Raw genomic sequence first — 23,468 nt, forward strand, 5'->3', positions numbered from 1 at the left:
CGACGAATGCAATGCCCGTTGGTCCAGCCGGCACGGACACCGCGCTCTGAACGCGGAGACCGAGGTTCGAACCCTCGACGGGCAGCCCGGCCCCCGTGGTCCAACGGACACGACACCGCCCTCCGACGGCGGAGATGCAGGTTCGACTCCTGCCGAGGGCACCCAGGACGTCGGCTCAGGCTCCGCGACGCCGCCGGACCGCTCGGAAACGCAGGCTTGTGGTCGAGAGTTGTTTCGAGCTGTCCACCCGCGAGTGACGGCCGCACGGGGCCAGGCGGTCGGCCGGCGCCGGGTGCGCCGCGGCGGCCCGGCGAACCCTCAGCTCGCGCACCACGCCCGGGTGCATGCCGCCTGAAAACCCATGGCCGAACCCGGGATCGTCCGCGTGTGGCCCGGCGGGCCGCCTCCGGGTCACAACGCGATCAGCCCGGCGTCGGTGGGCCGGAACCCGCAGGTGTCGAAGTAGAACGGCCGGAGGTGCGGGTCGAAGTCGACGTGCAGCCACTCGCAGCCGGCGCGGCGGGCGTGGTCGGTGGCGTGGGCGATGAGTTCACGGCCCACGCCTTGGCGCCGGACCGCACCCGCGACCAGGGTGTCCAGCACGAAGGCGTGGACCCCGCCGTCCCACGCCACGTTGACGAAGCCGACCAGTTCGTCCTGCCGCCGCGCGCACACCCAGCCGAGGCTGTGCCGGTTCACCTGACCCCACCAGTCGTCGTCCGGCACGGGGTGCTCGAACCCCTCGGCGTGCAGGACGTTCACCTCGACGTTCGCGAACCGGCCGCGCCACTCGTAAACGATCACCACCCCACGCTACGACGTGTCGGCTGCGCCCGGCGGGGCGACACTGGACGTGCTTGGCGCCCACATCGACCGCCGCAACGGACCCGAGTAGGAGGACACCGTGAACACCGCCAAGACCTGGCACGTCGAGATCCAGCTCGACGAGCACGACGGCCGCACCAGGGCCAAGGCCACGCTGGCCACCCGCGACGGCGGCCACCTGACCGGCGTCGGCCTGGCGCGGCTCAACCCCGCCGACACCAACGTCCCGGAGATCGGCGACGAACTCGCCGCCGCCCGCGCGCTCTCCGACCTCGCCCACGCCCTGCTCAACGCCACCGCGGACGACATCGAGGCGCTCACCCACGAGCCGGCGCACGTCCACCTGTGATCCTCGGTCCCGGCGGGTCTTCTGACCCTGCCGGGGCCCGGCCGTTGGTCCGCCGGGATCGGCGTCGGAGCGCGGTGCCGGCAAGAGCGCGGCGAGCGGACCCTGGAAGCCGACAGCGGACCCCGGAGCAGGCCATGACCACCATGCGGAAGGCCACCGCCGACCGGTACGCCGACGTGGCCGACCGCTCGCTGGCCGTTCTCCGCCACGCCGAGGACGCCGCCGAGGAGAACGGCCTCGACCCCTTCGAACGCATCACCTGCCGACTGCACCGCCGCTGGATCCACCAGTGCGTGCACTCCCCCGCCCGCGTCGTCCCGATCACCGGCCACCGGTGGTGCCGCGACTGCGAGTGCCCCGCGTCGATCTCGGTCGACCAACTCCTCGGCGACGTCGTGATCCGCTGCACCCGCTGCCTGCGCGTCCCCGCCACCGCGGCCACCCGCCAACTCGTCCGCGCCTGCCGGGCCAGCCTCGCCGCAGCCACCGCCTGATGCGCCACGTGATGCGGGTGGAACGTTCAGGCTGGTCCGCCCGCGACGGTGCCGAGTGAGACGAACGGGAGCGGGCACTCGGGGCAGGTGCAGTGGGTGAGGCTGTCGCAGCGGGCGTCGAGCACCCGCACCAAATCCTCGCGGATGCGGGCCAGGTCGGCCATGCGCTGGTCGACCTCGGCGAGCTTCGCGCGCGCCCGCGCCTGGAGGTCCGGGGTGGGGTGCCGGCGCCCGGTGTCGAGCAGGTCGGCCACCTCGTCCAGCGTGAACCCCAACCGCTGCGCCGCCTTGACCACGCGCAACAACGCCACCGCGTCGTCGTCGTAGTCCCGGTAACCGCCCGACGACCGCCGCGGCTCGGGCAACAACCCCCGCCGCTCGTAGTAGCGCAACGTCTGCACGTTCACCCCCGCAGCCGCCGCCAACTCGCCCGATCTCATCGCCCGAGCACCGCCTCCGCCTGGGCGGCCAACCCGTCCAACACCGGCTCCTTGTCCGCCGGCACCCGCACGTCGACCACCACCTCGTCACCGTCCCGCCCCACCGCGAAGTCGAAGAACGAGCAGCACTCCGCCTCCCGCGCGGTCAACTCCCGCGCCTGCTCCTCGACCTCCGCTCCCCCGCGCAGGCTCAGCCGCAACCAGCCCGACCCCTCCCGGCGCACCCCGCGCAACGCCGAGGCGAACAACGCGTCGAACTCCGCCAGCCGCACCTGCTGACCCTCCACCGGCAGCGTGCACGCCTCGACCGACACCCACGCCGCACCCAGCACCGGCACGGACGGCGCACGAACGTTCCGCCGGAACGTCGCCCCGGCGACCTCATCCGCCATGTCCCCGACCTCCCAGTGGTCCGCCGACACCACAACGCTAAGCCCGTACCCGGGTACAACCTTCAATGAGACCTGCGTCACACCAGCGACTTGCGGAGCGCCCCTCAGCAGTGATGGATAGATGTCCGTCGATGTTACATCAATCGACAGCGGTCTATAGAGTCACGCCAGGTTGATAGAGCGTAGTCGATGAAAGGGTGGTTCCGGTGAGCGAGCTTCCGGTGGTCGTGGTGGGGGCCGGTCCGGGCGGCCTGTCGGCGGCGGCGAACCTGCTGGAGCGGGGGATCCGGCCGGTGGTGCTGGAGGCCGGGCCGCGGGCGGGCGCGGCGGTGGCGGAGTGGAACCACGTGCGGCTGTTCTCGCAGTGGTCGGAGCTGGTGGACCCGGCCGCCCGCCGGTTGCTGGAGCCGACCGGGTGGAGCGCGCCGCGGGGCTACCCGACCGGGGGCGAGTGGGTGGCGGACTACCTGGAGCCGCTGTCGAAGGAGTTGGGCGAGCACGTCCGCTACGACTCCCGGGTCGTCGGCGTCGCCCGGCGCGGCCGGGACCGGGTGGTGGACGCGGGCCGGGACAGCGAGCCGCTGACCGTGCACGTCCAGACCCCTCAGGGCGAGGAGCGCATCACCGCCCGGGCCGTCATCGACGCCTCCGGGACCTGGGGCACGCCGAACCCGCTGGGTGGCGACGGGCTGCCCGCCGTGGGCGAGAAGGCGGCGGCGGACCGGATCGCCTACCGGGTGCCGGACCTGAACGAGGAGTTGGAGCGGTACGCGGGCAAGCGGATCGCGGTCGCGGGCAGCGGGCACTCGGCGCTCACCGCGCTGGTGGTGTTGGCGGAGCTGGCCGAGCGGCACCCCGGCACGCACGTGACCTGGCTGCTGCGGCGGGGCGCGGTGGGCAACGTGTTCGGCGGCGGCGAGGCCGACCAGTTGCCCGCCCGCGGTGCGCTGGGGTTGCGCGCGAAGGCCGCCGCGAAGGCCGGTGCCGTCGAGGTGGTGACCGGGTTCCGCACGGCGGTGGTCGAGCGGCAGGGCGAGCAGGTGGTGCTGGAGTCCGAGGACGGGCACCGACTGGAGCCGGTGGACGAGGTCGTTGTGCTGACCGGGTTCCGGCCCGACCTGTCGTTTCTGTCGGAGGTGCGGCTGGAACTGGACCCGGTGTTGCAGGCCCCGGTCAGGCTCGCGCCGCTGATCGACCCGAACGTCCACTCCTGCGGCACCGTCTACCCGCACGGCGCCGACGAACTGCGCCACCCCGAGCCGGGCGTGTACCTGGTCGGGATGAAGAGCTACGGGCGTGCGCCGACGTTCCTGACCCTGACCGGGTACGAGCAGGTCCGCAGCGTGGTCGCGGAGATCGCCGGCGACCACGAGTCGGCCGGGCGGGTCGAGCTGACCCTGCCGGAGACCGGGGTGTGCGGCGGGTCCGGGGTGTTCGACGCCGAGCCCGAGGCGTCCTCCGGCGGCTGCTGCGGCGGCCTCCAGGTGGCGGAACTGACGCTGTCGGCCCCGAGTGCGCGCAGCTGCTGAACCCGCGCGGCCCGGCACGGTCGAGGAGCGTGCCGGGCCGCGCCGCGTCCTGGTGGTGCTGTGCCTGACCCAGATCACCGGTTGGGGCGTGCTGTTCTACGCCTTCCCCGTCCTCGCACCCGACATCGCCGCCGACACCGGGTGGTCCACCACCGCGGTCATCGGCGCGTTCTCCGTCGCGCAACTGGTGTCGGCGGCGGCCGGTGTGCCCGTGGGGCGCGTGCTCGACCGGATCGGACCCCGGGCGGTGATGACGGTCGGGTCGCTGGTCGCGGTCGGGTCGCTGGCCGGGATGGCGTCGGCGCGGTCGCTGCCGTGGTTCTTCGGGTGGTGGGTGCTGATCGGCGCGAGCATGTCGGCCACGCTCTACCAGCCCGCGTTCGCCGCGCTGACCCGCTGGCACGGCGACCGGCGGGTCCAGGCCCTGACCGCGTTGACGCTGGTCGGCGGGCTGGCCAGCACCGTGTTCGCACCGCTGACCGCCCTGCTCGCCGAACACCTGGACTGGCGGCAGACCTACCTCGTGTTGGCGGCCGTCGCGGCAGTGCTGACCGTACCCGCGCACTTCTTCGGCCTGCGACTGCCGTGGACGGCCCTGCCGCCCGTCGAACACCACGCCGAGAACCCGACGGTCATCGCCCGCAGCCGGCCCTTCGTGGTGCTGGTCGTGGCGATGAGCCTGGGCGGGGTCGCGGTGTACGCGGTGGTGGTCGCGATGGTGCCGCTGCTGGCCGAACGCGGTCTGTCCACCACGCTCGCCGCGTGGGCGCTCGGGTTGGGCGGCGTGGGACAGGTGCTGGGCCGCTTGGGATACGCACGACTGGTCCAACGCACGACGGTCCGGGTGCGGACGGTGTCGATCCTGCTCGCCGCCTCCACGACCGCCCTGCTCCTCGGGCTCCTTCCGGGGCCCGCGGTCGCGCTGATCGCCGCTTCGGTGCCGGCCGGCGCCGCACGCGGGGTGTTCACACTGCTGCACGCCACCGCCATCACCGACCGGTGGGGCACCCGCCACTACGGGCGGCTCAGCGGGCTCCTCCAGGCGCCCCTGGCGGTGACCGCCGCGGTGTCGCCGTGGATCGCCACCGCCGTCGCCGAACGACTCGGCGGCTACCCGACGGTGTTCGTGCTGCTCGCGGCGACCGGCGCGGTGGCGGCGCTGCTGGCGACCCGATCGGTCCCGGCGGACGCGCACTGACGGCCTGCGCCGCGCGTGATCGGCGCCGCGGAGGGGACGGCCGTCAGCGCCGGACGGTCGCGCCCAGCTCCCGCGCGAGGTGGGCGACGGCCGCTTTGGTGGTGGGGCCGACGCCGATCAGCGTGGCCGAGGCGGGACCGGTCCAGTTGCCGTAGCCCAGCAGGTGCAGGCGGGGTTCGCCCACGGCCCGCGTACCGGCGGTGGGGACGCGGCCGTCCGGGGTGCGCAGGCCCAGGCCGGCCAGGTGGGACAGGGACGCGCGGAAGCCGGTGGCCCAGATGACGGTGTCCGCGGAGCGCAGGACGCCGGGGTCCATCGGGTGGGCGGTGAGCAGGCCGCGGTCGCGGGCGCCGCGGACTGGTGGGACGGCGACGATGTCGCCCAGGGCCGCGACGCCGCCGGGGTTGTGGGTGGCGATGTCGAACAGGGCCTTGCCGTCGATCTCGTCGGGCAGGTACCGGGGCGGGCGCTGGGTGACCCACGTGAGGTCGACGTGACCGGCCAGGTCGGCGGCGATCTGGGCGCCGGAGTTGCCGCCGCCGACCACCACGACCCGTTGGCCGGTGAACTGCGCCGGGTTGCGGTAGTCCACGGTGTGGAGCTGGCGACCGGGCAGCCGCCACGCCACAGCGGGCACGAACGGCCGCCACCACGTGCCGGTGGCGCTGATCACGGCGTCGGCGTGGCGGCCGTCGACGTCGAAGCCCTCGGCCGTGCGCAGGACCGAACGGACGCGGACACCGCGTTCGACGGGGAGTTCGTAGCGCTTCTCGTAAGCGGCCAGGTAGTCCACGACGTGGTCGGCGGTCGGGTAGCCCTCGACGGGGAACCGGGGCATGGGCCGGCCGGGCAGGCTGCTGTGCCGGGCGGGGGAGAACAGGCGCAGCGAGTCCCACCCGTGCCGCCACGCGCCACCCGGTTCGAGCTGCGCGTCGAGGATCGTGAACTCCAGGCCCGCGCGGCGCAGGTAATACCCGGCGGCGAGTCCCGCCTGGCCGCCGCCGATGACGATGACGTTCAGTGTCCTGCTCCTCCGGTGCGGGGTCCTCGGGTCTCGGTCGACGCCTCCCGCAGGCGCCGCGGCGGCGGGCGACCAGCCGCGCCCAGTCAGCACCTGTTGCGTCAATGGTGCTTGACGGACGCCGAGACGGTCAAGCACCATTGACTCAATGAGCACTGACTGGAATCCCGGCCTGGTCGCCCGAGCCCGCGTGCACGCGGCGCTCGGCGAGCCCGCGCGACTGGCCGTGGTCGAGCACCTGTTGCTGGGTGACGCCTCCCCCGGTGAACTCGGCCGCGTCCTCGGCCTGCCCAGCAACCTGCTCGCCCACCACGTCAAGCTGCTCGAACAGGCCGGCGTGGTGGAGAAGTTCCGGTCCGAGGGCGACCACCGCCGCACCTACCTGCGCCTGCGCCCGAACGCCCTCGGCGGCCTGACCCCGACCGGCCGGCGCGAAGCGTCCCGGGTGGTCTTCGTGTGCAGCCGGAACTCCGCCCGCTCGCAACTGGCCGCAGCGCTGTGGAAGCGCCGCAGCCGCATCCCCGCCGCCAGCGCCGGCACCCGCCCCGCCGACCGCGTCCACCCGCTCGCCGTCGAGACCGCCCGCGCGCACGGCCTGTCCCTGACCCGCGCCCGTCCCCACCACCTCGACGACGTCCTCCAGCCCGACGACCTCGTCGTGGCCGTGTGCGACAACGCCCACGAAGAACTCGGCGGCGACCCGACCGCACGCCTGCACTGGTCGGTCCCCGACCCCGCCGCCGTGGGCACCTCGGACGCTTTCCAGAGCGCCTACCTCGACCTGGCCGACCGCATCGACCGACTCGTCCCCGCCACACGCAAGCCTGAGGAGCCCTGATGCGCCCCCTGCCCCACCGGCTCCTCGCCGAGTACCTCGGCAGCCTCCTGCTCGCCGCACTGGTCATCGGCTCCGGCATCGCCGCACAAGCCCTGTCCCCCGACGACACCGGCCTCCAACTGCTGGAGAACGCCGCCGCCACCGCCGTCGGCCTCTTCGCCCTCATCCTGATCTTCGGCCCGGTCAGCGGCGCCCACTTCAACCCCGCGGTGTCCCTCGCCGACGCCGCCTTCGGGGGCCTGGCGTGGCGCGACGTCCCCGCCTACACCGCCGCCCAGATCACCGGCTGCGTCAGCGGCGCGGTCGTCGCCAACAGCATGTTCGACCTCGCCCCGATCAGCATCTCCACCACCGAGCGCGCCACCGTGCCGCACGGACTGTCCGAAGTGGTCGCCACGGTCGGCCTGCTGCTGGTGATCTTCTCCCTGGTCCGCACCGGCCGCGCCGCCCTCGTCCCGGCCGCCGTCGGCGCCTACATCGGCGCCGCGTACTTCTTCACCAGCTCCACCAGCTTCGCCAACCCCGCCATCACGATCGGCCGCGTGTTCAGCGACACCTTCGCCGGCATCGCACCCTCGTCCGTCCCCCTCTACGTGCTCGCTCAGGTGATCGCCGTCCCCCTCGCGGTCGTCCTGCTGCGCGTGCTCCACCCGACCACGACCGACGCACCCGCCACCGAAGGACAACTACGTTGAGCACCAAGCCCGAAGTCCTGTTCGTCTGCGTCCACAACGCCGGCCGCTCCCAGATGGCCGCCGCGCTGCTCCAGCACTACGCCCTGGGCCGGGTCAACGTCCGCTCCGCCGGCTCCGCGCCCGCCGAGCACGTCAACCCGGCCGCCGCGCAGGCGCTGGCCGAGCTGGGCCTGGACATCACCGCCGAGGTCCCCTCGAAGCTCACCACCGAGGACGTCGAGGCTTCCGACGTGGTCATCACCATGGGCTGCGGCGACACCTGCCCGGTCTTCCCCGGCAAGCGCTACCTCGACTGGGACCTCGAAGACCCGGCCGGCCAGGGCATCGACGCCGTCCGCCCCATCCGCGACGACATCGACCGCCGCGTCCGGGCCCTGCTCGCCGAACTCCTCGACTAACGCCGACCCAACCGGGACACCACGAACCCGGCATCACCACCCACCCCGCGCAACGTCGCCGAGGACAGGCTCCGCTGGAACTCCAGCCCGACGTAGCCCAACCCGGTGTGCGTGGTGGACAACCCCTCGCGGTGGCGCGGAAAGCCGGCCGCGGTCAAAGCTCCCAACGGCTCCAGGTACGTCAGCTCCGGCCGGTACCCGGTGGCCAGCACGATCGCGTCCACGTGCTCGCGCCGCCCGTCCGCCCACGTCACCGTGGACCCGTCCAGGCCGGTGAACACCGGGCGGCGGTCCGGCCGACCGGCCCGCATCGCCGCCCGGTAGACGCCCGGGTCCAGCACCGGCGTGGACGACCGGTCGGGCAGCCACCGCCCGACCGGCACCCGGTCCACCCCGGTCACGTGCCACCACCAGTGCACATCCCGCCCCCACGGCCGCTGCGGCACGAACCTCACCGGCTTGCGCGACGCCACCGTCACCGAAGCGACCGCGGCCAACTCGTGCGCGATCTGCACCGCCGAGTTGCCCGCCCCGACCACCACCACCCGCTTCCCCTCGTACCCGCTCGGGTTCCGGTACTCGGCGGCGTGCACCACCGACCCGGTGAACCGGTCCAAGCCCGGCAACGCCGGCCGCCAGGGCCGCCCGAACCCGCCACTGGCCGCGATCACCCGCCGCGCGCCCACCCGCCGGCCATCGCCCGACCACACCTCGAAACCGCCGTCGGCCTCGACCACCTTCGCCACCCGGTGCCCCGTCCGGACGTCCACGTCCAGCCACTCCGCGTACCGGGACAGGTAGTCCACCACCTCGTCCCGGTGCGGGTACCGCTCCGGATCACCCCGGAAAGCCAAGCCCGGCAACGAACTGAACCGCGCCGGCGAGAACAGGGTCAAGCTGTCGTAGTAGCTCGCCCACGAGCCCGTCGGCCGCGGCCCGGCCTCCAACACCACTGGCCTTCCGCCCGCAGACTTCACCGCCCACGCCGCCGCGAGCCCGGCCTGCCCACCACCGATCACCACAACCTGCTCCATAGACATGCATCGATTGTATCGTCATGTCGCGAAATGACGACAGATCTGGCACCGTGGAACCCGTGGACGGTTTGAGCGAGACGACCCGGCGTTTCCTCAAAGGCCTGGCCAGTGAGACCAGGCAGCAGCTCGTGCTCGGCTTCGCCGGCGGCTCCGAGCTGACCGTCGGCCAGGTCGCCGAACGCGCCGGCATCGCCCACTCCACCGCCTCCGAGCAGCTCACCCTGCTCCGCCAAGGCGGCCTGCTCACCGCACGCCGCGACGGCAAGACCGTCTACTACCGCGCCGACGGCACCGGCATCGGCAACGCCCTCGCCGAACTCCAAGCGATCCTGGCGGTGTGCTGCCCACCTCAGGAGCCCTCGCCGAAGCACACGAGGTGATGGCGCATCGGCGAAAACGGAGTGTTGCCTCGCGCAAAACCGCTGTGCACCGTCTCGTAGCCCGCGCACGCGCCGCCGCCACCTGTGCCGACCGCCAAGGTGAACGACGTCGTCCGGGTCACCTTGGCGCCGGTGCCGGTGACCGTCACCGAGCAGGTCCCGGCCGGTGTGCTCGCCGCCGTCGACAGCACCATTTTGGACTCGCCGCCCGCCGTGCTGACGGTGGGTTCGCCGGCCAAGTTCGCCGCCTATGGTGAAGGATGTGGATCTCAACGAGACGTTCATGTGGAAGGGAAGGCGAATCGCCTGGGGTTGCGAGGGGTCGGGGCCCGCGGTGGTGTTCTGTCACGGCACACCGTGGTCGTCGCGGTTGTGGCAGCCGTTCGCCGAAGCGCTGAGCAGCGACTTCACCGTGTACCTGTGGGACATGCCGGGCTACGGCCGGTCGTCCAAAGAAGCTGGCCACGCTGTCGACTTCGGCGCCCAGGCCGAAGCCTTTACGGCACTGCTGACGCACTGGGGCCTCGACCGGCCGCACGTCGTCGCGCACGACTACGGCGGCGCCGTGTCACTGCGCGCCCACCTGGTGCATGACGTGCCGCTCGCGTCGCTGCTCATGACCGACGTCGTGGCGATCCCGCCTTCGGGTTCACCGTTCTTCCGGCTCGTCAAGCAGCACCCCGACGTCCTGTCCCAGGTGCCGCCGTACATCCACGAAGCCGTCGTCAAGGCGTACATCGGCAGCGCGTCCCACCGCGGGCTGCGCGAGGAGGACCTCGCCGCGCTCACCGCGCCCTGGCTCGGCGAGGAGGGCCAACCGGCGTTCTACCGCCAGATCGCCGCCTACGACGAGCGCTGTCTCGCCGAGAACGAGGCACTGCTGGACCGCGTCGACATCCCGGTGACCGTCCTCTGGGGAACGCACGACACCTGGCTGCCGGTGGCGACCGGCGAACGGCTCGCCGCGGGCATCAAGAACGCCACCCTCACCCTGGTCGACCAGGCCGGGCACCTGATCCACCTCGACGCGCCGGTCACCCTGGCCACGGAGCTGCGCTCCTGGTTGGCCCGCGTGGCGGCCTGACCGCCGCCGGGCGGTTCTGCACGGTGGACGCGCTGTTGACGATGGCACCGCCCGTGCCCCGGTGGAACCACACCACGGCGACGCGCGTCATTGAGATGATCTTCGCGACCAGGAGGGCGGGCGGCATGACCGACCAGTACCGGATCTCGATCGACGACAAGACGGGCGCGACCGTTCGCGGGCGCGTGCACATCATCAACCCCGACTCCGAATCGGTTCCCCCGGGACGGGACTTCCCGATGCGGATGATCCTCGAAGTGTGGCACCGCCTGCGCGAAGGCTTCTTCTTCACGTCCGGCGACGACCGCATGCCCGACGACCGGGTGCCCGGCGACTTCGGCCAAGCCCAAGCCGTCGCGGCCAACCTCGAGGTGACAGCGGAGTTCGAACGGCTCTGGGACCTGGACAACGGGGCGCACATCCACTTGTCCGACCAGGAGGTCGAGGAACTGCGGGCCGTCGACGAGATCCGTGACGACGAACGGAAACAGGCAGCCACGCAGGCGCTGAAGGAGCGGTACGGCGTGAAATCCCTCAGCGTGGGCCTCTCCGCAGGGGTCTCGTACGTCCGGCGTCCGCGTGACGGTGCAGCGTTCCACGAGGTGGCGTGCGAGATCATCACGGACTACCAGGTCGGCGCGACCCACAACTGGCCGCCGCCGTGGGACGGCGTCGAGGACGACGAAGACTTCGACGAGGACGAATACGCGGACAAGCTCGAGCGGATGCGCCTGGAGGACTACCCCTACGCCGAGTTCACCTTCACGGTGAAGGATCCCCGCTACATCGAACACCTCAGTGGCGGCATCCACTTCTCGACCACCATCTACGGCGAGTTCGGCTGGTAACGGCCCTTGGTCGTCCCTCCGCGCCGGCCGGCGTCAATGGACCCTTTTGCGGAATTGGAGCCGCGAGCGAGGCCGGATTTCCCAATGCATGATCGCATGGGAAAACGCCTCGACCATGCGATCACCCACCACTTCCACCGCGTTTCCGCAACGGCGGCACCTGCCGCGCGGAGCGCTCTTGCCGGCCGCCTCTGGACGGACCTCGGACAGGCCGCGGGACGAGCGGTGCCGAGGAACGTCTCGGCGGTTGAAATGGTGGAGGGGTCGGCGTCGTTGTACCGGTGAGGATGGCCGGCTCGGGACGGGTGCCTGCGATGACCGTGTGCGGAAGTGCCTGATGTGGTCGCTCGCCGTGGCGTGTGCGCTCGTCGCGACGGCCGCGAGCGCGGTGGGCGGGTGGTGGCAGCACCAAGGTGTCCGCGCCGAGTCGACGGCCGGGTTGACCTTGCGCAAGCTGCCGGGTCTCGCCCGCAACTCCCGGTGGCGGCACGGTTTCCTGCTGCTCGCGGTGTCGGCGGTGCTCCAGGTGACGGCGTTGGCGTTGGCGCCGGTGTCCCTGGTGGCCCCGATCGCGGCGTTGTCCCTGCCCATCGTGGCGGTGATCAACGTCCACACCGGGGGCGGCCGGGCCACCGGCGCGTTCTGGCTGGCCGTCACCACGGCCGTCATCGGGGTCGGGTCGTTCGTCGCCGCGGTCTCGCGGATCGCGATCGACGCCCGCCTGCCCGACCAGGCGGCGCTGCACGCGGGCAGTGTGGTCGCCCTGGTCGTGGGCTCGCTCGGCGTGCTGGGCCTGGCCCGACACGGGGTCCACCGCTCCGTGCTGCTCGCGACCGGCGCCGGGGTCGCGTACGGCCTGATGGCGGTCCTGCTGCGGCACGTGTCGGTGTCCATGCGGTTCGACGGCCTCGGTGGTGTCCCGTTGCTGTCGGTGGCGGGTCTGGTCGTGGCTTTCCTCGTCGGGGCGTGGTTCGTCCAGCTGTCCTACGCGAGCGGGCCACCCGATCTCGTGGTGGCGTGCCAGACGCTGCTCAACGCCGTCACCGCCGCGGTCATCGGGCTCGGCGTGGCCGGGGAGACCTCGAACACCGGCGGGTGGACGGTCGCCGCGCTGACCGCCTGCGGCCTGGCCGCCGCGGCGGGCGTCGCCGCCACCGTCCGCAACCACCCGGACCTCGCCAGAACTTGACGGTCGGCTCGCCGCCGGGAGTTGGCACGGCATCAGTCGCCGAAGGCCGCCCGGTGGGCCGCCGTGCAGGTGGGCGGGAGATCGTTCGGGACCACGACGCTGCCGGTGATCGTCGTGCGCGGCGCGAGCGGGATCGCGCGCACGCGGGTGGACCGGATCTCGGCCACCTGATCGGCGGGCAGCACCGTCCAGCCGCGCGGGTCGGAGCCGACCTCGATGATGGTGTCCTGGACGGTCCCGGCCCGGCGGCCCGGCCGCACCTGGACCCCGGCCTCCCGCAGCGCGGTGATCACAGCCGGGTCGTGGTCCCGGGAAGTCCGGACGACGTCGGCGGCCAACTCCGCCACCCCCACGACCTCACCACCGGCGGCGGGATGCCGCGCGGACACCACCGCGTACAGGGACTCGGTCCACGCCGGCAGCACCCGCACCCCGGGCGCCGAACGCACCCCGCGCGCCAGCGCCACGTCGATCTCCCCCTGCCGCAGGGCGTTCAGGCGCGCGGGCAGCGGCAGGTCGACGAGCGCGACCTCGAACAGCGGGGCCCGCTCCCGCAACGCGTCGATCCCCCGTTCCAAGCGGGCGGTGAACTGCCCGGTACCCGTCCCGATGCGCATGACGCCGGCCTGCTCCCGCGCCACGACCCGGACCCGGTCGGCGGCGGCGAGCGCCTCCCGCGCCGCGGCGAGCACCCGCTGCCCGGCCGCGGTCAGCCGGACCCGCCGCGGTGAGCGGTCGAACAGCCGGACGCCCAGTTCGCGCTCCAGCCGCGCGATCTGCCTGCTGACCGCGGGCTGCGCGATGTGCAGCCGGTCAGCGGCCCGGCCGAAGTGCAGTTCGTCGGCGACTGTGACGAAGTACCGCAACGCCCGCAGCTCCACCGGCCCTCCCCTGCGACGATGCCGTCAGGTTATCGCCACGCGTCAGCCCCGGGCCTGGTTCGCCGCGGGCCGTCCTGCTGGAGTCGGGGCGTGAGCATCGATCCCGGATTGCTGGGCGCCCATCTGCGCGCGCACGAAGTGAACCCCGAAGCCGCGGCGGAAATCGAGCGGGCCGGCTACGGCGCGCTCTGGCTGGACGCCTCGCCACCGGCCGACCTCGCCCTGGCGGAGCAGTTGCTCGACGCGACCACCCGGCTGGTCGTCGGGACGAGCGTGGTGAACGTCTGGACCGCCGACGCGGACACCGTCGCCGCCTCCTACCACCGGATCGAGGCCAGGCACCCCGGCCGGTTCCTGCTCGGCGTCGGGGTCGGGCACCGCGAAGTCCACACCGAGTACACCTCTCCGCACGCCAAACTGGTGTCCTATTTGGACCGACTCGCCCGGGCGGGCGTTCCGGCCGGGCGCACGGTGGTGGCCGCGCTCGGGCCGAAGATGCTGCGCCTGGCCCGCGACCGCGCCGCCGGGGCGGTTCCGTGCATGGTGCCTCCCGAGCACACCCGGCGGGCGCGCTCGACCCTCGGCACGGACAAGCTGCTGCTGCCGGGGCACTTCGCCCTCGCCGAGCCCGACACCGCGCGGGCCCGTGCGGTCGCCCGGTCCGCACCGCCCGGCACCGCGCTGGGCGTCACCAACTACGCGGCCAACCTGAAGCGGCTCGGCTTCACCGAAGACGACCTCTCCCACGCCGGCAGCGACCGCCTCGTCGACGCGCTCGTCGCCCACGGCGACCCGGCCACCGTCGCGAGGCGGCTGCTGGCCCACCGCGACGCCGGCGCGGACCACATCGGCGTCTACCCGCTCGGCGACGACCCGATCGCAACGCTCCACACCGTCGCCGAAGCGGTGCACACCGCCCGGGCCGGGTGATGATCGGCTCTTGACGACCGGGACCGGTCCCGGCCACTCCCGCCTGCCGTGGCGGCGTGGCGATCCGATGGCCGGCGGTGGTGGCGACCATGCTCGTCGTGGGTGCCTGCGGTTCGACCGCAGACCCGACCGCCGCCACGACCGCCCAGACGACCACGACCGCGCCCACGTCCACGGCAGCCCCGACGACCACGAGCGCAACAGGCGACGCGGACCAGCGGACGTGCCGCGCGCTCCAGGAGGTCGAGGCGCAACCACGGTTCCCGGTCTGAATGGAGGCGGGCATCGGGTGCTGGTCGTCGGCGAGGGCGTCGACGACACCCCCGCAACGGCGACCGCCGACGGCCGCGCCGCCATGTCGTCGGGGCTACGATTCGGCGCATGGACCTGCGAGGACGTCGGTGAGCACGCTCGGCGAACTGGAACGGGCCGCCATGGACGTCCTGTGGGACCGCGGCGAGCCGATGCTCGTGCGCGAGGTCGTGGACGCGCTGGCTGACCGTGGCCTGGCCTACACCACCGTCATGACCGTGCTGACCCGGCTGGCCGGCAAGGGGTTCGTGCGGCGCGAACCGGACGGGCGGGCATGGCGGTATTCGCCGTCGGCCAGCCGGGAGGAGTACGTCGCGCGGCTGATGCTCGACGCCCTGTCCCAGACCGGTGACCGGCGGGCGGCGCTGGCGCACTTCGCGCGGGCGGTCAGCGAGCCGGAGGCCGAGGCGTTGACCCGGGCGTTGGCGGAGGAGCGCGAGTGAGTGCGGCGCTGCACCTGGCGGTGACGCTGGTGCTGTGCGGGTGCCTGGCAGGGCCGTTGGCCGGGGCGCGGTGGGTGTGGCGGTCGCCGCGCACCGGCATCCTGTTGTGGCAGATGCTGGCGTGCACGTGGGTGCTGTCGATCGTCGGGCTGCTGCTCGCGGTCGGGCTGGCGCGGTTCCCCGGTTCGATCCCGGCCGGTCTGGTGGCGTTGGCGCGGGACCCGGCGCACTGGGGTGTCGTGCCGGTGGTCGTGGGGCTGGCGCTGGGTGGGTGGCTGGTCGGCGCGGTGGTGTGGTCGTGGCTGGCGGTGGCGCGGGTGCGGCGGCGGCACCGGGACGTGCTGGCGCTGGTCGCGCGGCGGGACCGGGACGTGCCGGGCGCGGTGGTGGTGGATTCGCCGCTGCCGATCGCCTACTGCCTGCCGGGCACCGTCGTGGTCAGTTCCGGCGCGGTGCGGGCGTTGACCAGGGACGAACTGCTCGCGGTGCTGGCCCACGAGCACGCCCACGGACGGGAGCGGCACGACCTGGTGCTGCTGCCGTTCACCGCGCTGCGCCGGCTGGTGCCGCGCCGGATCACCGCCGCCGTGGCGCTGCTGGTGGAGATGCGCGCCGACGACAACGCCCGGCGCGAGCACGGTGCCGCTCCCCTGGCGTCCGCGTTGCGCCGCTTCCGGGACGCTCCGCCGCCCGCGGGCGCGCTCGGGGTGGCCGGGGACATCGACGTGCGGCTGGAACGGCTGGCCGGGACGGTGCCGCTGACCGCGTTCGCGCGGTGGTCCGCGCTGGTCGGCGGGCTGGTGCTGGTGACGACGCCGATCAGCTTCGTCCTCTGGTGAATCTCTACTACAAGCTGTAGTGCTACAGTTTGTAGTAGACGTTCCCCCGCTGCTTCGAGGACTCATGATCGACTCGTTGTCCGTGGCGCTCACCGCGGTGGCGCTCGTGGCCGCGGCCTGGTCGGTGCTGCTGGTGGCGCTGAACAAGCCGTTGACCCTGGAGACCTGGCTGACGCTGGGCGTCGCCGGGCTGGTGGTGCTGTTGGAGGTCGGGCTGCTGGCGCAGGCCGCGATCGGGGTGGCGCAACTGGTCGGCACCGATCGGGAGCTGTCCGGGCCCACGTTCGTCGGCTACCTGCTCGGTCCCGTGCTGGTGCTGCCGTTGGCCGCGTTGTGGGCGGTGGCCGAGCGGTCCCGGTGGGGCGCGTCGGTGCTGGCGGTCGGGTGCCTGAGCGTGCCGGTGATGGTGCTGCGGCTGACCCAGATCTGGGCCGGGCATGGGTGAGGCCAGGCGGTCCGGACCGGGCCGGCTGCTGATCGCGGTGTACGGGATCTTCGCCCTGGCCGCGACCGCCCGCTCGGCCGCGCAGATCGGGACCCGCTTCGACCAGGCGCCGGTGGCCTACCTGCTGTCCGCGGTGGCCGCCCTGGTGTACGTGGTGGCCACCGTCGCGCTGGCGCTGGGCAGCCGCACCTCGCGGCGCGTCGCGGTCGTGTCCTGCGCGGTCGAGCTGGCGGGGGTGCTGGGGATCGGGGTTCTCAGCCTTGTGGCGCCGGCGTGGTTCCCCGACGCCACGGTGTGGTCGTCGTTCGGCAGCGGCTACCTGTTCATCCCGCTCGTGCTGCCCGTGCTGGGACTGGCGTGGATCCGGCGCACCCGAGGAGGAACCGCGTGACCGCCGTGTTGTCGGATTGGCTGTTCACCAGCGCGTTCGGCGTCTACATGGCCGCGGCGCTGTTCGGCGCGGGCGAGCACTCGTTCGGCCGGTTCGCCTCGGCGCGCGTGGCCGACCTGTGCGGGCGGCTCGGGCTGGCGCTGACCGTGCTCGGGGCGGTGTTGCACGCCGTTTCCGTTGTGCTGCGCGGGATCGCGGGTGGGCGGGTGCCGTGGGGCAACATGTACGAGTACCTGTCGGCGGTCGGCCTGATCGCCGTCGTGGCGTGGCTGTACGTGGTGTGGCGGCACGGCGTGCGGCGGCTGTCGGTGTTCGTGCTGCTGCCCATCGCGCTGCTGCTTTTCCTTGCGGGAAACCAGCTCTACACCGAGGTCGCCCCGTTGCAGCCGGCGCTGAGGTCGTACTGGATCACCATCCACGTCGCCGCCGCCATCATGGCCTCCAGCGTGTTCCTGCTCTCCGGTGTCCTCAGTGGACTCCACCTGCTCAGCGCGCGCGGGCGCTCCCACTTGCCACCCGCCGAGATCCTGGACCGCGTCGCCTACCGCGCCGGCGTCATCGGGTTCGCCACCTTGACCTTCGCCATCGTCACCGGCGCGATCTGGGCCGAACAGGCGTGGGGCCGCTACTGGGGCTGGGACCCCAAGGAGACCTTCGCCTTCGTGTCGTGGCTCTGCTACGCCGCCTACCTCCACGCCCGCTCCACCGCCGGGTGGCGCGGCCGGAACTCGGCGTGGATCAACGTCATCGGCATGGTCGCGGTGCTGTTCAACCTGTTCTTCGTCAACCTCGTCACGGTGGGCCTGCACTCCTACGCCTGAAAGTGGCGCCCGTCGAGCGGCGCGGGTGGGGCGGGATCGACGCGCGCTCCAACGTTGGCCGGGTAGCTGCTCACCGCCGGCTCTCCACAACCTCGCCGATAGGCCCGGTGGTGTTGGTGGCACCACCGGGCCTGGTGGTCAGCCGCGGCCCATGAAGTAGAACTGGCGGACCATTCCCATCATCTTCTCCGAGTAGACGTCCACCGGGTTGCGGAAGCGCCACGCCTTGGTCTTTCGATGCCGCGCACCACCGACCCGTCCGCGCCCGCGAAGAAGCGCAGGCCGCTCTTGCGGGCGGGGATCTCGAACCGGCGACCGGTCGGGTCGCTGCCGAGGTAGGTCTTGTCGTTCGCGCCGTCGTGGGAGAACGTGCCCGCGCGCACCTCCTCGCGGGTGGCGACCTGGCGCAGCGGTTCCCCGTCGACGGCCTGACCGGCGGTGTTCCCGCGCTTGTGGGTCGTTCGACCGTCAGCGGCTGTCCGGTTCATCCCCAACGTGGGCTCCTCGGGAACTCAACGGTTGGGGGAGTCCATGCGAAGACCAGGTGTCGTGTTTGCGTTGATCGCGGTCGCCGCGGGCGTCGTCACGGCGCTGGGACCGCCGGCCCCGCGGGCCGCGGCGACGAACATGAGCGCACCTGTCGTCCAAGCCCACGAGACCGACGACCGAGCTGCTGCTCAACCCGTGTCGACACGCCGCGGCGGACGGGGTGACCACTCTGCGGGTATCCGCGGCTCGCGCGAGCCCAAGCGGTGCCGGAACAGCGACGAAGTCGTGCTCGCGCGGGCAGGCCCACCTCGCGGTGCCAACCGCGCCGCCACTGCCCGGCGTGCCGGTGCCGCCGGTCAGCGGGGTGTGGCCAGGCGGGTGAAGCCGGTCAGGCGCGGGGTGATGGTCGTGGCGAAGGACTCGCCAGTGGGGGTGCGCAGGCCCGCGAGCACCCGCTCCCCCGGCCGGCCGAACACCTCGAACCGCTCCACCGCGCAGTGCTCCATCACCTCGCGGATGTAGGGGTCGGACAGCTCCCAGTGCCTGAGCACCGACTCGTCGTCGGCGTAGAGCTGGAAGCTGTGCGCCAGCATCGCGTCGGCGTCGACGAACACCTCCACCATCAACTGCGGACCGTGCTCGCGGACGAACTCGACGGCCTTGAGGATCGCCGCGCGGAACTCGTCCAGGTGTCCCTCGCGGATGCGCATGGTGTTGTGGAAAAGCAGTGTCCCGTTCATGCCGCCGACGCTAGGACCTCGAGTCAGCTGGAGATCAAGCCCGAGCCGGGACAGGCGCATCAGCCGGCCCACCACCGCGATCGGCCCGAAGTCCACGTCCGGGAGTTCCCGCTGCCACTGGGCCACGACCTCGGCCACCGCATCCGACATGAGCCACGCCGCCCACGGCGTGTGGCTCAGACCCCACCGGGACCTCGTCTACACCATGCCGCCCTACGTGGTCGACGCCAACGACCTGGCCCTCATCTGCCGGACCGTCCTCGCGGCGGCCCAAGCGGGCTGACCACGCGCGCCGGTGTGCCACACGTCGACACGTCTCGCGGCAGGTCGCTTGTAATGAAAACGATTGCCATTTACAGTGTGAGGTGTGGACACCACCGTCATCCTCGTGGCCGGCTTGGGCGAGCACGTCGTGGCCGAGGAGGTGTGGCGGGCGCTACCCGGCGCGGTGCTGGTGCGCCACGACCTGAGCCGGCTGGCCGAGGGCGTGGTGCGGCGGTGGGTCGACGGGGTGTTGACCGAACTGCGCCTGGAGCACGGCTGCGTGTCCTGCACGATGCGGCTGGACCTCGTGCCGCTGCTGCGGCAGTTGCACGGCCCGGTGGTCCTGCACCTGGACCCGGCCCTGGAACCCGAGGCGGTGTGCGTCGCGCTGACCGACGAGCCGGTCCGCGTCGAGGCCGTCATCACGGTGGTGGACCGCGCCACCTGGCTCGCCGACGCGACCGGCGGCGAACTGCTCGCCGACCGCGGCCTGGGCGCGGCCCCGGGCGACCACCGCACCACGGCGCAACTGGTCGTCGGACAGGCGGAGTTCGCCGACGCGTTGGTCCTGACCGGACCGGAGGACCCGCGGGTGGCGGCGGCGCTCGACCGGCTCAACCCCACCGCCGCACGACAGGAACTGGCGCACCTGGACGTCGCCGCACTGCTGGCTGCCATTCCCCTCGACGCGCGGCGAGGCGAGGTCGACGACGTCCTGGGCCCGGTGCTGCGCGGTCGGACGCCGCTGGAACCCTCCCACGGTGTGCACCTGGTGCACTTCACCGCCCGACGCGCCTTCCACCCCGTGCGCCTGCACCGGGTGCTCACCGCGCTGTGCCGCGGCGTCGTGCGCGTGCGGGGCCGCGTGTGGCTGGCCAGCCGCCACGACACCGTCATGTGGCTGGAGGCGGCCGGCCGCTCCCTGCGCATCGGCGAAGCAGGCCCGTGGCCGTCCACACCGGACTCTCGGTCCGATGCAGACAGTGGCCGTGTGACGGCCTGGGATGCGACCACCGGCGACCGCGTCCAGGAACTGGTGGTGGTCTCACACCGTTCGTCGGCCGACGTGATCACCTCCGCGCTGCGGGAAGCGCTGCTCACCGACGAGGAGTGGGCGCTGGCGGGCGAGTTGCAGTTCGCCGACCCGTTCCCCGGAGCGCACGCCAACCCGGTCTGAGCACCGGGTCAGCGGCGACTTCACCGCTTGCGCGCCACCGCCGCCAGACCCGTGAACCGCTCCGGGCGCTCGTCGACCTCGTCGAGCGACTCGGGTCGCCACAACGGCAGGTACACCACGCCGGGGTCGACCACGTCCAAGCCGTCCAACAGCGCCGACACCTCGGCCCGCGACCGCATGGTCATCGGCGTCGCCGTGCGCCGGTACAACTCCTGGTGCTCCTCCGCCTTGTCCGGCTGTCCTTCATGGGTGGCGTGGGACAGCACGAGGAAGCTCCCGGGCGCCAGCGCGCCCAGGTACCCGGCCACGACGCCCGCCGGGTCGTCGGCATCCGGCACGAAGTGCAGCACCGCGACCATCATGACCGCCACCGGCTGCTCGAAGTCCAGCAGCGACCGCACCTCGGGGTGGTCCAGCAGCAGGTCGGGCCGACGCAGGTCGGCCTGCACGACCCGGGTCGCCGGGTCGTCGCCGAGGATGAAGCGGCTGTGCGCCACGGCCACCGGGTCGACGTCCACGTAGACCACGCGGGCGTCCGGGGCGGCGCTCCTGGCCACCTCGTGCACGTTGCCCGCGGTCGGGATGCCCGAACCGAGGTCGAGGAACTGCCGCACCCCCGCGGCCACGCAGTGCCGCACCGCCCGCCGCAGGAACGCCCGGTTGGCCTGCATGATCAGCGGCAGGTCGGGCCACATCGCCACGGCACGGGCGGCCATCTCGCGGTCGACGGCGAAGTTGTGCGCACCGCCGAGGTAGTAGTCGTACACCCGCGCCGCGCTGGGCCGGGTGAGGTCGATCTCCTCCGGCACACCGGCCAACCGGTCGGCCATCCCCGCTCCCTTCCGCGACCGCAGGGACTCGGCACCGACCCCGATGCCTCGCCTGGTCGTGCGGTCCGCTCCTCGCGCAGAGGATAGCCACCTGTCGCACCGCCGCCGGCACGAAGGGCACCTTTCCACAAAGGACAAGGACATGAGGCCGACCGGAGGCACGCGGCACCCCGCCATGTCGCCCACGTCGCTCTCGCATGCCCTTGCTTGTTGCAGGTAATTTGCTGTTAGCTGCACGCCGCCCTGGTCGCGGCCGTCCGGGACTACCGGCACGCCACCGGAGCCGGGCGCGCCGGCCATCTGGGCCACGGTCAACGGCGCACCTGCTCGGTGTAGCTGACTGCTTGATCACGACCTCGCCGCCTGCCGAACCACCGTCGGATCGCGCACCGATCAGGTTTTCGCGCCGCGCCCGTCCATATGCGTGAGATCGACTCACAGGGAGGCTGACGCCATGCGGAAACTGACCTTCGCCATGAATGTGACGCTGGACGGCTACATCGCCGCGCCCGGCGACGACCTCGGCTGGAGTGCGGGCGAGGGTCCGGACTCGTCGCCAAGCGACGAGCTGTTCCAGTGGTGGTCCGACCGGGTGGCGGCAACGGGCCTGGCGCTGTACGGGCGCAAGCTGTGGGAGACGATGAGTTCCCACTGGCCGACCGCCGACCGGCAGCCCGGAGCCACGCCGGCGGCGATCGAGTTCGCCCGCCGCTGGCGGGACATGCCGAAGGTCGTGTTCTCCTCGACGATCAGCGCGGTCGACTGGAACACCCGCCTGGTCACCGGCGACGCGGTCACCGAGATCACCCGGCTCAAAGCCGAGGACGCAGGCCCCATGGACATCGGCGGCGCGACGCTCGCCGGGGCGGCCGTGCGGGCCGGGCTGATCGACGAGTACGTGCTGGTCACCGTGCCGGTCTTGGTGGGCGGCGGCACGCCGTTCTTCACCGCGCTGGACAGCTGGGTGAACCTGACCCTGGTGGAGACCCGGGCGTTTCCCGGCGGCGTGCTGCTGACCCGATACGAGACGAGGCGATGAGGGCGACGACCGGCCTCGTTGATCGTGACGATGGGGGCATCTGTGATCACAGTGTCGCGGGCAGGCCCAGCCATGGTTTGCCAGCGGCGTCGAATCCCGTGAGTTCGGCGATCTTCCCGTCGACGACGTGCAGGACCGCGATGGCGAACAGCCGGTACTCGGGGTCGTCGGGGGTGCGCAGGTACAGCGCGACGGCCGGCATGCGGTTGACCGTCGTGGTGATGCCGCGCCAGTCGTCGTGGCCGCGCTGGAAGAGCCCACCGGAGAGCCAGCCGTCCACCGCCTCCTTGGCCGTCGCGGTCGTGGTGCCCGACTCGGGCAGCATCGCGAAGCGCAGGTCGTCGCGCAGCAGGGAGATCAGCCCGTCGAGGTCGTTGCGCTCATGGGCGTCGACGTACGACTTCACCACGCCCCGCTCGTCGTTCGACAGCTCGTGGGTGGCGGGGCTGCGCCAGTCGAGGCGGCGGTCGGGCAGCCGCTCGCGCATCGTCACACGCGCCCGTTGCAGTGCGCTGGTCACCGACGCGACGGTCAGTTCGAGGGCGTCGGCGGCCTTCGGCGCCGGCCAGCCCAGGACGTCGCGCATGATGAACACCGCCCGCTGCCGCGGCGGCAGGTGCTGGACGGCGACGATGAACGCCAGCTCGATCGTCTCCCGCGCCACCACCGACTCCTGCGGGTCCTCGGGGAGCATCCGGTCGGGGTACGGCTGGAGGTACAGCACCTTGGAGCCGGCATCCGACGGCTCGGACAGTAGGGGTGTGCGGTCGTTGCGCTTGTCGAGGAAGTCGAGGCAGACGTTCGTCGCGATCCGGTACAGCCAGGTCCGCAGCGAAGCGTGGCCCTTGAACGACTCCCGCTTGTGCCACGCCCGCAGGAACGTCTCCTGCGTCATGTCCCGGGCGTCCTCGTAGTTCGCGAGCATCCGATAGCAATGCACCTGCAACTCACGCCGGTGCCGCTCCGTGACGAGCGCGAACCGCGCCGTATCGCCCGAGCGGACCGCCGCGATGAACGTGGCCTCGTCGGCGCCCGGCGGCCTGGCGTCGGTCATGGTCGTCAATCCTTCCACCGGTGAGAGGGGCTACCAGAACTGACGACGTGGCGGAGGATTTCTGATCGGCGAAGCCGCTGACACCGGGCCGTTCTG

The 23,468-nt window shown here is 72.4% G+C and carries 32 protein-coding genes and 2 tRNA genes; 23 read left to right on the forward strand and 11 right to left on the reverse strand.

All coding sequences use genetic code 11. The features are described from left to right. Positions 1-12: 12 nt before the first annotated feature. Both RIN75_RS07945 and RIN75_RS07950 read left to right on the forward strand, forming a co-directional pair. A tRNA-Gln gene (locus RIN75_RS07945) sits at positions 13-85 on the forward strand. A gap of 4 nt (positions 86-89) precedes the next feature. Next, a tRNA-Arg gene (locus tag RIN75_RS07950) sits at positions 90-161 on the forward strand. A 250-nt stretch (positions 162-411) separates the two neighbouring features. On the opposite strand, the gene RIN75_RS07955 is transcribed toward RIN75_RS07950, so the two are convergent. Next, entirely contained in the window at positions 412-804 is a 393-nt protein-coding gene (locus tag RIN75_RS07955) for a GNAT family N-acetyltransferase (protein WP_309111143.1), read from the reverse strand. Between the two features lie 100 nt (positions 805-904). Here RIN75_RS07955 and RIN75_RS07960 point away from each other — a divergent pair, with 100 nt between their 5' ends. Continuing rightward, positions 905-1,174, forward strand: a complete 270-nt coding sequence (locus tag RIN75_RS07960; protein WP_309111144.1) for a DUF1876 domain-containing protein — start codon at positions 905-907, stop codon at positions 1,172-1,174. A gap of 134 nt (positions 1,175-1,308) precedes the next feature. Then, complete coding sequence (locus RIN75_RS07965) at positions 1,309-1,668, forward strand: hypothetical protein (protein WP_309111145.1); 360 nt, start codon at positions 1,309-1,311, stop codon at positions 1,666-1,668. A 26-nt stretch (positions 1,669-1,694) separates the two neighbouring features. On the opposite strand, the gene RIN75_RS07970 is transcribed toward RIN75_RS07965, so the two are convergent. Both RIN75_RS07970 and RIN75_RS07975 read right to left on the reverse strand, forming a co-directional pair. Beyond that, positions 1,695-2,108 carry a MerR family transcriptional regulator gene (locus RIN75_RS07970; RefSeq protein WP_309111146.1) on the reverse strand — a complete coding sequence of 138 codons (414 nt, stop codon included), beginning with the start codon at positions 2,106-2,108 and terminating at the stop codon, positions 1,695-1,697. Beyond that, positions 2,105-2,500: a hypothetical protein gene (locus tag RIN75_RS07975; RefSeq protein WP_309111147.1), complete on the reverse strand. Its 396-nt coding sequence runs from the start codon at positions 2,498-2,500 to the stop codon at positions 2,105-2,107. Before RIN75_RS07975 ends, RIN75_RS07970 begins: the two co-directional genes overlap by 4 nt. 206 nt (positions 2,501-2,706) lie before the next feature. Here RIN75_RS07975 and RIN75_RS07980 point away from each other — a divergent pair, with 206 nt between their 5' ends. After that, positions 2,707-4,029: an NAD(P)-binding domain-containing protein gene (locus RIN75_RS07980; RefSeq protein ID WP_309111148.1), complete on the forward strand. Its 1,323-nt coding sequence runs from the start codon at positions 2,707-2,709 to the stop codon at positions 4,027-4,029. Beyond that, positions 4,013-5,227, forward strand: coding sequence for an MFS transporter (locus RIN75_RS07985; RefSeq protein ID WP_309111149.1), 1,215 nt, complete (start codon positions 4,013-4,015; stop codon positions 5,225-5,227). The genes RIN75_RS07980 and RIN75_RS07985 overlap by 17 nt, the downstream gene beginning before the upstream one ends. Positions 5,228-5,270: 43 nt before the next feature. Here the strand turns inward: RIN75_RS07985 and RIN75_RS07990 are convergent, their stop codons facing one another. Continuing rightward, positions 5,271-6,341, reverse strand: a complete 1,071-nt coding sequence (locus RIN75_RS07990; RefSeq protein WP_309111150.1) for an ArsO family NAD(P)H-dependent flavin-containing monooxygenase — start codon at positions 6,339-6,341, stop codon at positions 5,271-5,273. Between the two features lie 55 nt (positions 6,342-6,396). Between RIN75_RS07990 and RIN75_RS07995 the strand changes: the two genes are divergently transcribed. Genes RIN75_RS07995 through RIN75_RS08005 form a run of 3 tightly spaced genes read left to right on the forward strand, consistent with a single transcriptional unit; the run spans position 6,397 to position 8,179 of the window. Beyond that, a complete protein-coding gene (locus RIN75_RS07995) occupies positions 6,397-7,086 on the forward strand; it encodes a helix-turn-helix domain-containing protein (RefSeq protein ID WP_309111151.1) in 690 nt (229 codons plus the stop codon). Then, positions 7,086-7,781: an MIP/aquaporin family protein gene (locus tag RIN75_RS08000; RefSeq protein WP_309111152.1), complete on the forward strand. Its 696-nt coding sequence runs from the start codon at positions 7,086-7,088 to the stop codon at positions 7,779-7,781. The genes RIN75_RS07995 and RIN75_RS08000 overlap by 1 nt, the downstream gene beginning before the upstream one ends. Next, a complete protein-coding gene (locus RIN75_RS08005) occupies positions 7,778-8,179 on the forward strand; it encodes an arsenate reductase ArsC (protein WP_309111153.1) in 402 nt (133 codons plus the stop codon). Before RIN75_RS08000 ends, RIN75_RS08005 begins: the two co-directional genes overlap by 4 nt. On the opposite strand, the gene RIN75_RS08010 is transcribed toward RIN75_RS08005, so the two are convergent. Further along, entirely contained in the window at positions 8,176-9,213 is a 1,038-nt protein-coding gene (locus tag RIN75_RS08010; protein WP_309111204.1) for an NAD(P)/FAD-dependent oxidoreductase, read from the reverse strand. The two genes, RIN75_RS08005 and RIN75_RS08010, sit on opposite strands and share 4 nt — an antisense overlap. 62 nt (positions 9,214-9,275) lie before the next feature. Here RIN75_RS08010 and RIN75_RS08015 point away from each other — a divergent pair, with 62 nt between their 5' ends. Then, positions 9,276-9,596: a metalloregulator ArsR/SmtB family transcription factor gene (locus RIN75_RS08015; RefSeq protein ID WP_309111154.1), complete on the forward strand. Its 321-nt coding sequence runs from the start codon at positions 9,276-9,278 to the stop codon at positions 9,594-9,596. Here the strand turns inward: RIN75_RS08015 and RIN75_RS08020 are convergent. Next, positions 9,566-9,835, reverse strand: coding sequence for a hypothetical protein (locus RIN75_RS08020; RefSeq protein ID WP_309111155.1), 270 nt, complete (start codon positions 9,833-9,835; stop codon positions 9,566-9,568). The genes RIN75_RS08015 and RIN75_RS08020 overlap by 31 nt on opposite strands. 23 nt (positions 9,836-9,858) lie before the next feature. Between RIN75_RS08020 and RIN75_RS08025 the strand changes: the two genes are divergently transcribed. The 3 genes from RIN75_RS08025 to RIN75_RS08035 all read left to right on the forward strand — a co-directional run bounded on the left by RIN75_RS08025 (position 9,859) and on the right by RIN75_RS08035 (position 12,717). After that, positions 9,859-10,680, forward strand: coding sequence for an alpha/beta hydrolase (locus RIN75_RS08025; RefSeq protein ID WP_309111156.1), 822 nt, complete (start codon positions 9,859-9,861; stop codon positions 10,678-10,680). A gap of 23 nt (positions 10,681-10,703) precedes the next feature. Next, positions 10,704-11,528 carry a hypothetical protein gene (locus tag RIN75_RS08030; protein WP_309111157.1) on the forward strand — a complete coding sequence of 275 codons (825 nt, stop codon included), beginning with the start codon at positions 10,704-10,706 and terminating at the stop codon, positions 11,526-11,528. A 322-nt stretch (positions 11,529-11,850) separates the two neighbouring features. Further along, entirely contained in the window at positions 11,851-12,717 is an 867-nt protein-coding gene (locus RIN75_RS08035; RefSeq protein ID WP_309111158.1) for a hypothetical protein, read from the forward strand. Between the two features lie 32 nt (positions 12,718-12,749). Here the strand turns inward: RIN75_RS08035 and RIN75_RS08040 are convergent, their stop codons facing one another. Continuing rightward, positions 12,750-13,598, reverse strand: coding sequence for a LysR family transcriptional regulator (locus RIN75_RS08040; RefSeq protein WP_309111159.1), 849 nt, complete (start codon positions 13,596-13,598; stop codon positions 12,750-12,752). A 90-nt stretch (positions 13,599-13,688) separates the two neighbouring features. Here RIN75_RS08040 and RIN75_RS08045 point away from each other — a divergent pair, with 90 nt between their 5' ends. The 7 genes from RIN75_RS08045 to ccsB all read left to right on the forward strand — a co-directional run bounded on the left by RIN75_RS08045 (position 13,689) and on the right by ccsB (position 17,779). Then, positions 13,689-14,528: a TIGR03620 family F420-dependent LLM class oxidoreductase gene (locus RIN75_RS08045; protein ID WP_309111160.1), complete on the forward strand. Its 840-nt coding sequence runs from the start codon at positions 13,689-13,691 to the stop codon at positions 14,526-14,528. Between the two features lie 56 nt (positions 14,529-14,584). Then, positions 14,585-14,800 carry a hypothetical protein gene (locus RIN75_RS08050; RefSeq protein ID WP_309111161.1) on the forward strand — a complete coding sequence of 72 codons (216 nt, stop codon included), beginning with the start codon at positions 14,585-14,587 and terminating at the stop codon, positions 14,798-14,800. 129 nt (positions 14,801-14,929) lie between these two features. After that, entirely contained in the window at positions 14,930-15,283 is a 354-nt protein-coding gene (locus RIN75_RS08055; RefSeq protein ID WP_309111162.1) for a BlaI/MecI/CopY family transcriptional regulator, read from the forward strand. Further along, complete coding sequence (locus tag RIN75_RS08060; RefSeq protein WP_309111163.1) at positions 15,280-16,122, forward strand: M56 family metallopeptidase; 843 nt, start codon at positions 15,280-15,282, stop codon at positions 16,120-16,122. The genes RIN75_RS08055 and RIN75_RS08060 overlap by 4 nt, the downstream gene beginning before the upstream one ends. A 64-nt stretch (positions 16,123-16,186) precedes the next feature. Further along, positions 16,187-16,567, forward strand: a complete 381-nt coding sequence (locus RIN75_RS08065) for a hypothetical protein (protein WP_309111164.1) — start codon at positions 16,187-16,189, stop codon at positions 16,565-16,567. Beyond that, positions 16,560-16,958 (forward strand): hypothetical protein, encoded by a 399-nt coding sequence (locus RIN75_RS08070; protein ID WP_309111165.1) that lies wholly within the window; start codon positions 16,560-16,562, stop codon positions 16,956-16,958. Before RIN75_RS08065 ends, RIN75_RS08070 begins: the two co-directional genes overlap by 8 nt. A 47-nt stretch (positions 16,959-17,005) precedes the next feature. Beyond that, entirely contained in the window at positions 17,006-17,779 is a 774-nt protein-coding gene (gene ccsB, locus RIN75_RS08075) for a c-type cytochrome biogenesis protein CcsB (RefSeq protein WP_309111205.1), read from the forward strand. Between the two features lie 179 nt (positions 17,780-17,958). Here the strand turns inward: ccsB and RIN75_RS08080 are convergent, their stop codons facing one another. Together RIN75_RS08080 and RIN75_RS08085 are read right to left on the reverse strand one after the other, a co-directional pair. Further along, on the reverse strand, positions 17,959-18,267 hold the full coding sequence (locus RIN75_RS08080; RefSeq protein WP_309111166.1) for a hypothetical protein: 309 nt from the start codon (positions 18,265-18,267) through the stop codon (positions 17,959-17,961). Positions 18,268-18,624: 357 nt separating this feature from the next. Beyond that, entirely contained in the window at positions 18,625-19,158 is a 534-nt protein-coding gene (locus RIN75_RS08085; protein ID WP_309111167.1) for a hypothetical protein, read from the reverse strand. On the opposite strand from RIN75_RS08085, the gene RIN75_RS08090 reads away from it, so the two are divergent. Continuing rightward, positions 19,157-19,291, forward strand: coding sequence for a hypothetical protein (locus tag RIN75_RS08090; RefSeq protein ID WP_309111168.1), 135 nt, complete (start codon positions 19,157-19,159; stop codon positions 19,289-19,291). The two genes, RIN75_RS08085 and RIN75_RS08090, sit on opposite strands and share 2 nt — an antisense overlap. An 84-nt stretch (positions 19,292-19,375) precedes the next feature. Then, a complete protein-coding gene (locus RIN75_RS08095) occupies positions 19,376-20,449 on the forward strand; it encodes a GTP-binding protein (RefSeq protein WP_309111169.1) in 1,074 nt (357 codons plus the stop codon). 20 nt (positions 20,450-20,469) lie between these two features. On the opposite strand, the gene RIN75_RS08100 is transcribed toward RIN75_RS08095, so the two are convergent. Then, on the reverse strand, positions 20,470-21,279 hold the full coding sequence (locus RIN75_RS08100) for an SAM-dependent methyltransferase (RefSeq protein WP_309111170.1): 810 nt from the start codon (positions 21,277-21,279) through the stop codon (positions 20,470-20,472). A gap of 454 nt (positions 21,280-21,733) precedes the next feature. Between RIN75_RS08100 and RIN75_RS08105 the strand changes: the two genes are divergently transcribed. Continuing rightward, positions 21,734-22,318, forward strand: a complete 585-nt coding sequence (locus RIN75_RS08105; protein ID WP_309111171.1) for a dihydrofolate reductase family protein — start codon at positions 21,734-21,736, stop codon at positions 22,316-22,318. Positions 22,319-22,364: 46 nt separating this feature from the next. Here RIN75_RS08105 and RIN75_RS08110 read toward each other — a convergent pair whose 3' ends face one another. Beyond that, complete coding sequence (locus RIN75_RS08110) at positions 22,365-23,372, reverse strand: RNA polymerase subunit sigma-70 (RefSeq protein WP_309111172.1); 1,008 nt, start codon at positions 23,370-23,372, stop codon at positions 22,365-22,367. Positions 23,373-23,468: the final 96 nt, after the last annotated feature.

The organism is Saccharothrix sp., from assembly GCF_031180885.1.
Lineage (GTDB): Bacteria > Actinomycetota > Actinomycetes > Mycobacteriales > Pseudonocardiaceae > Actinosynnema.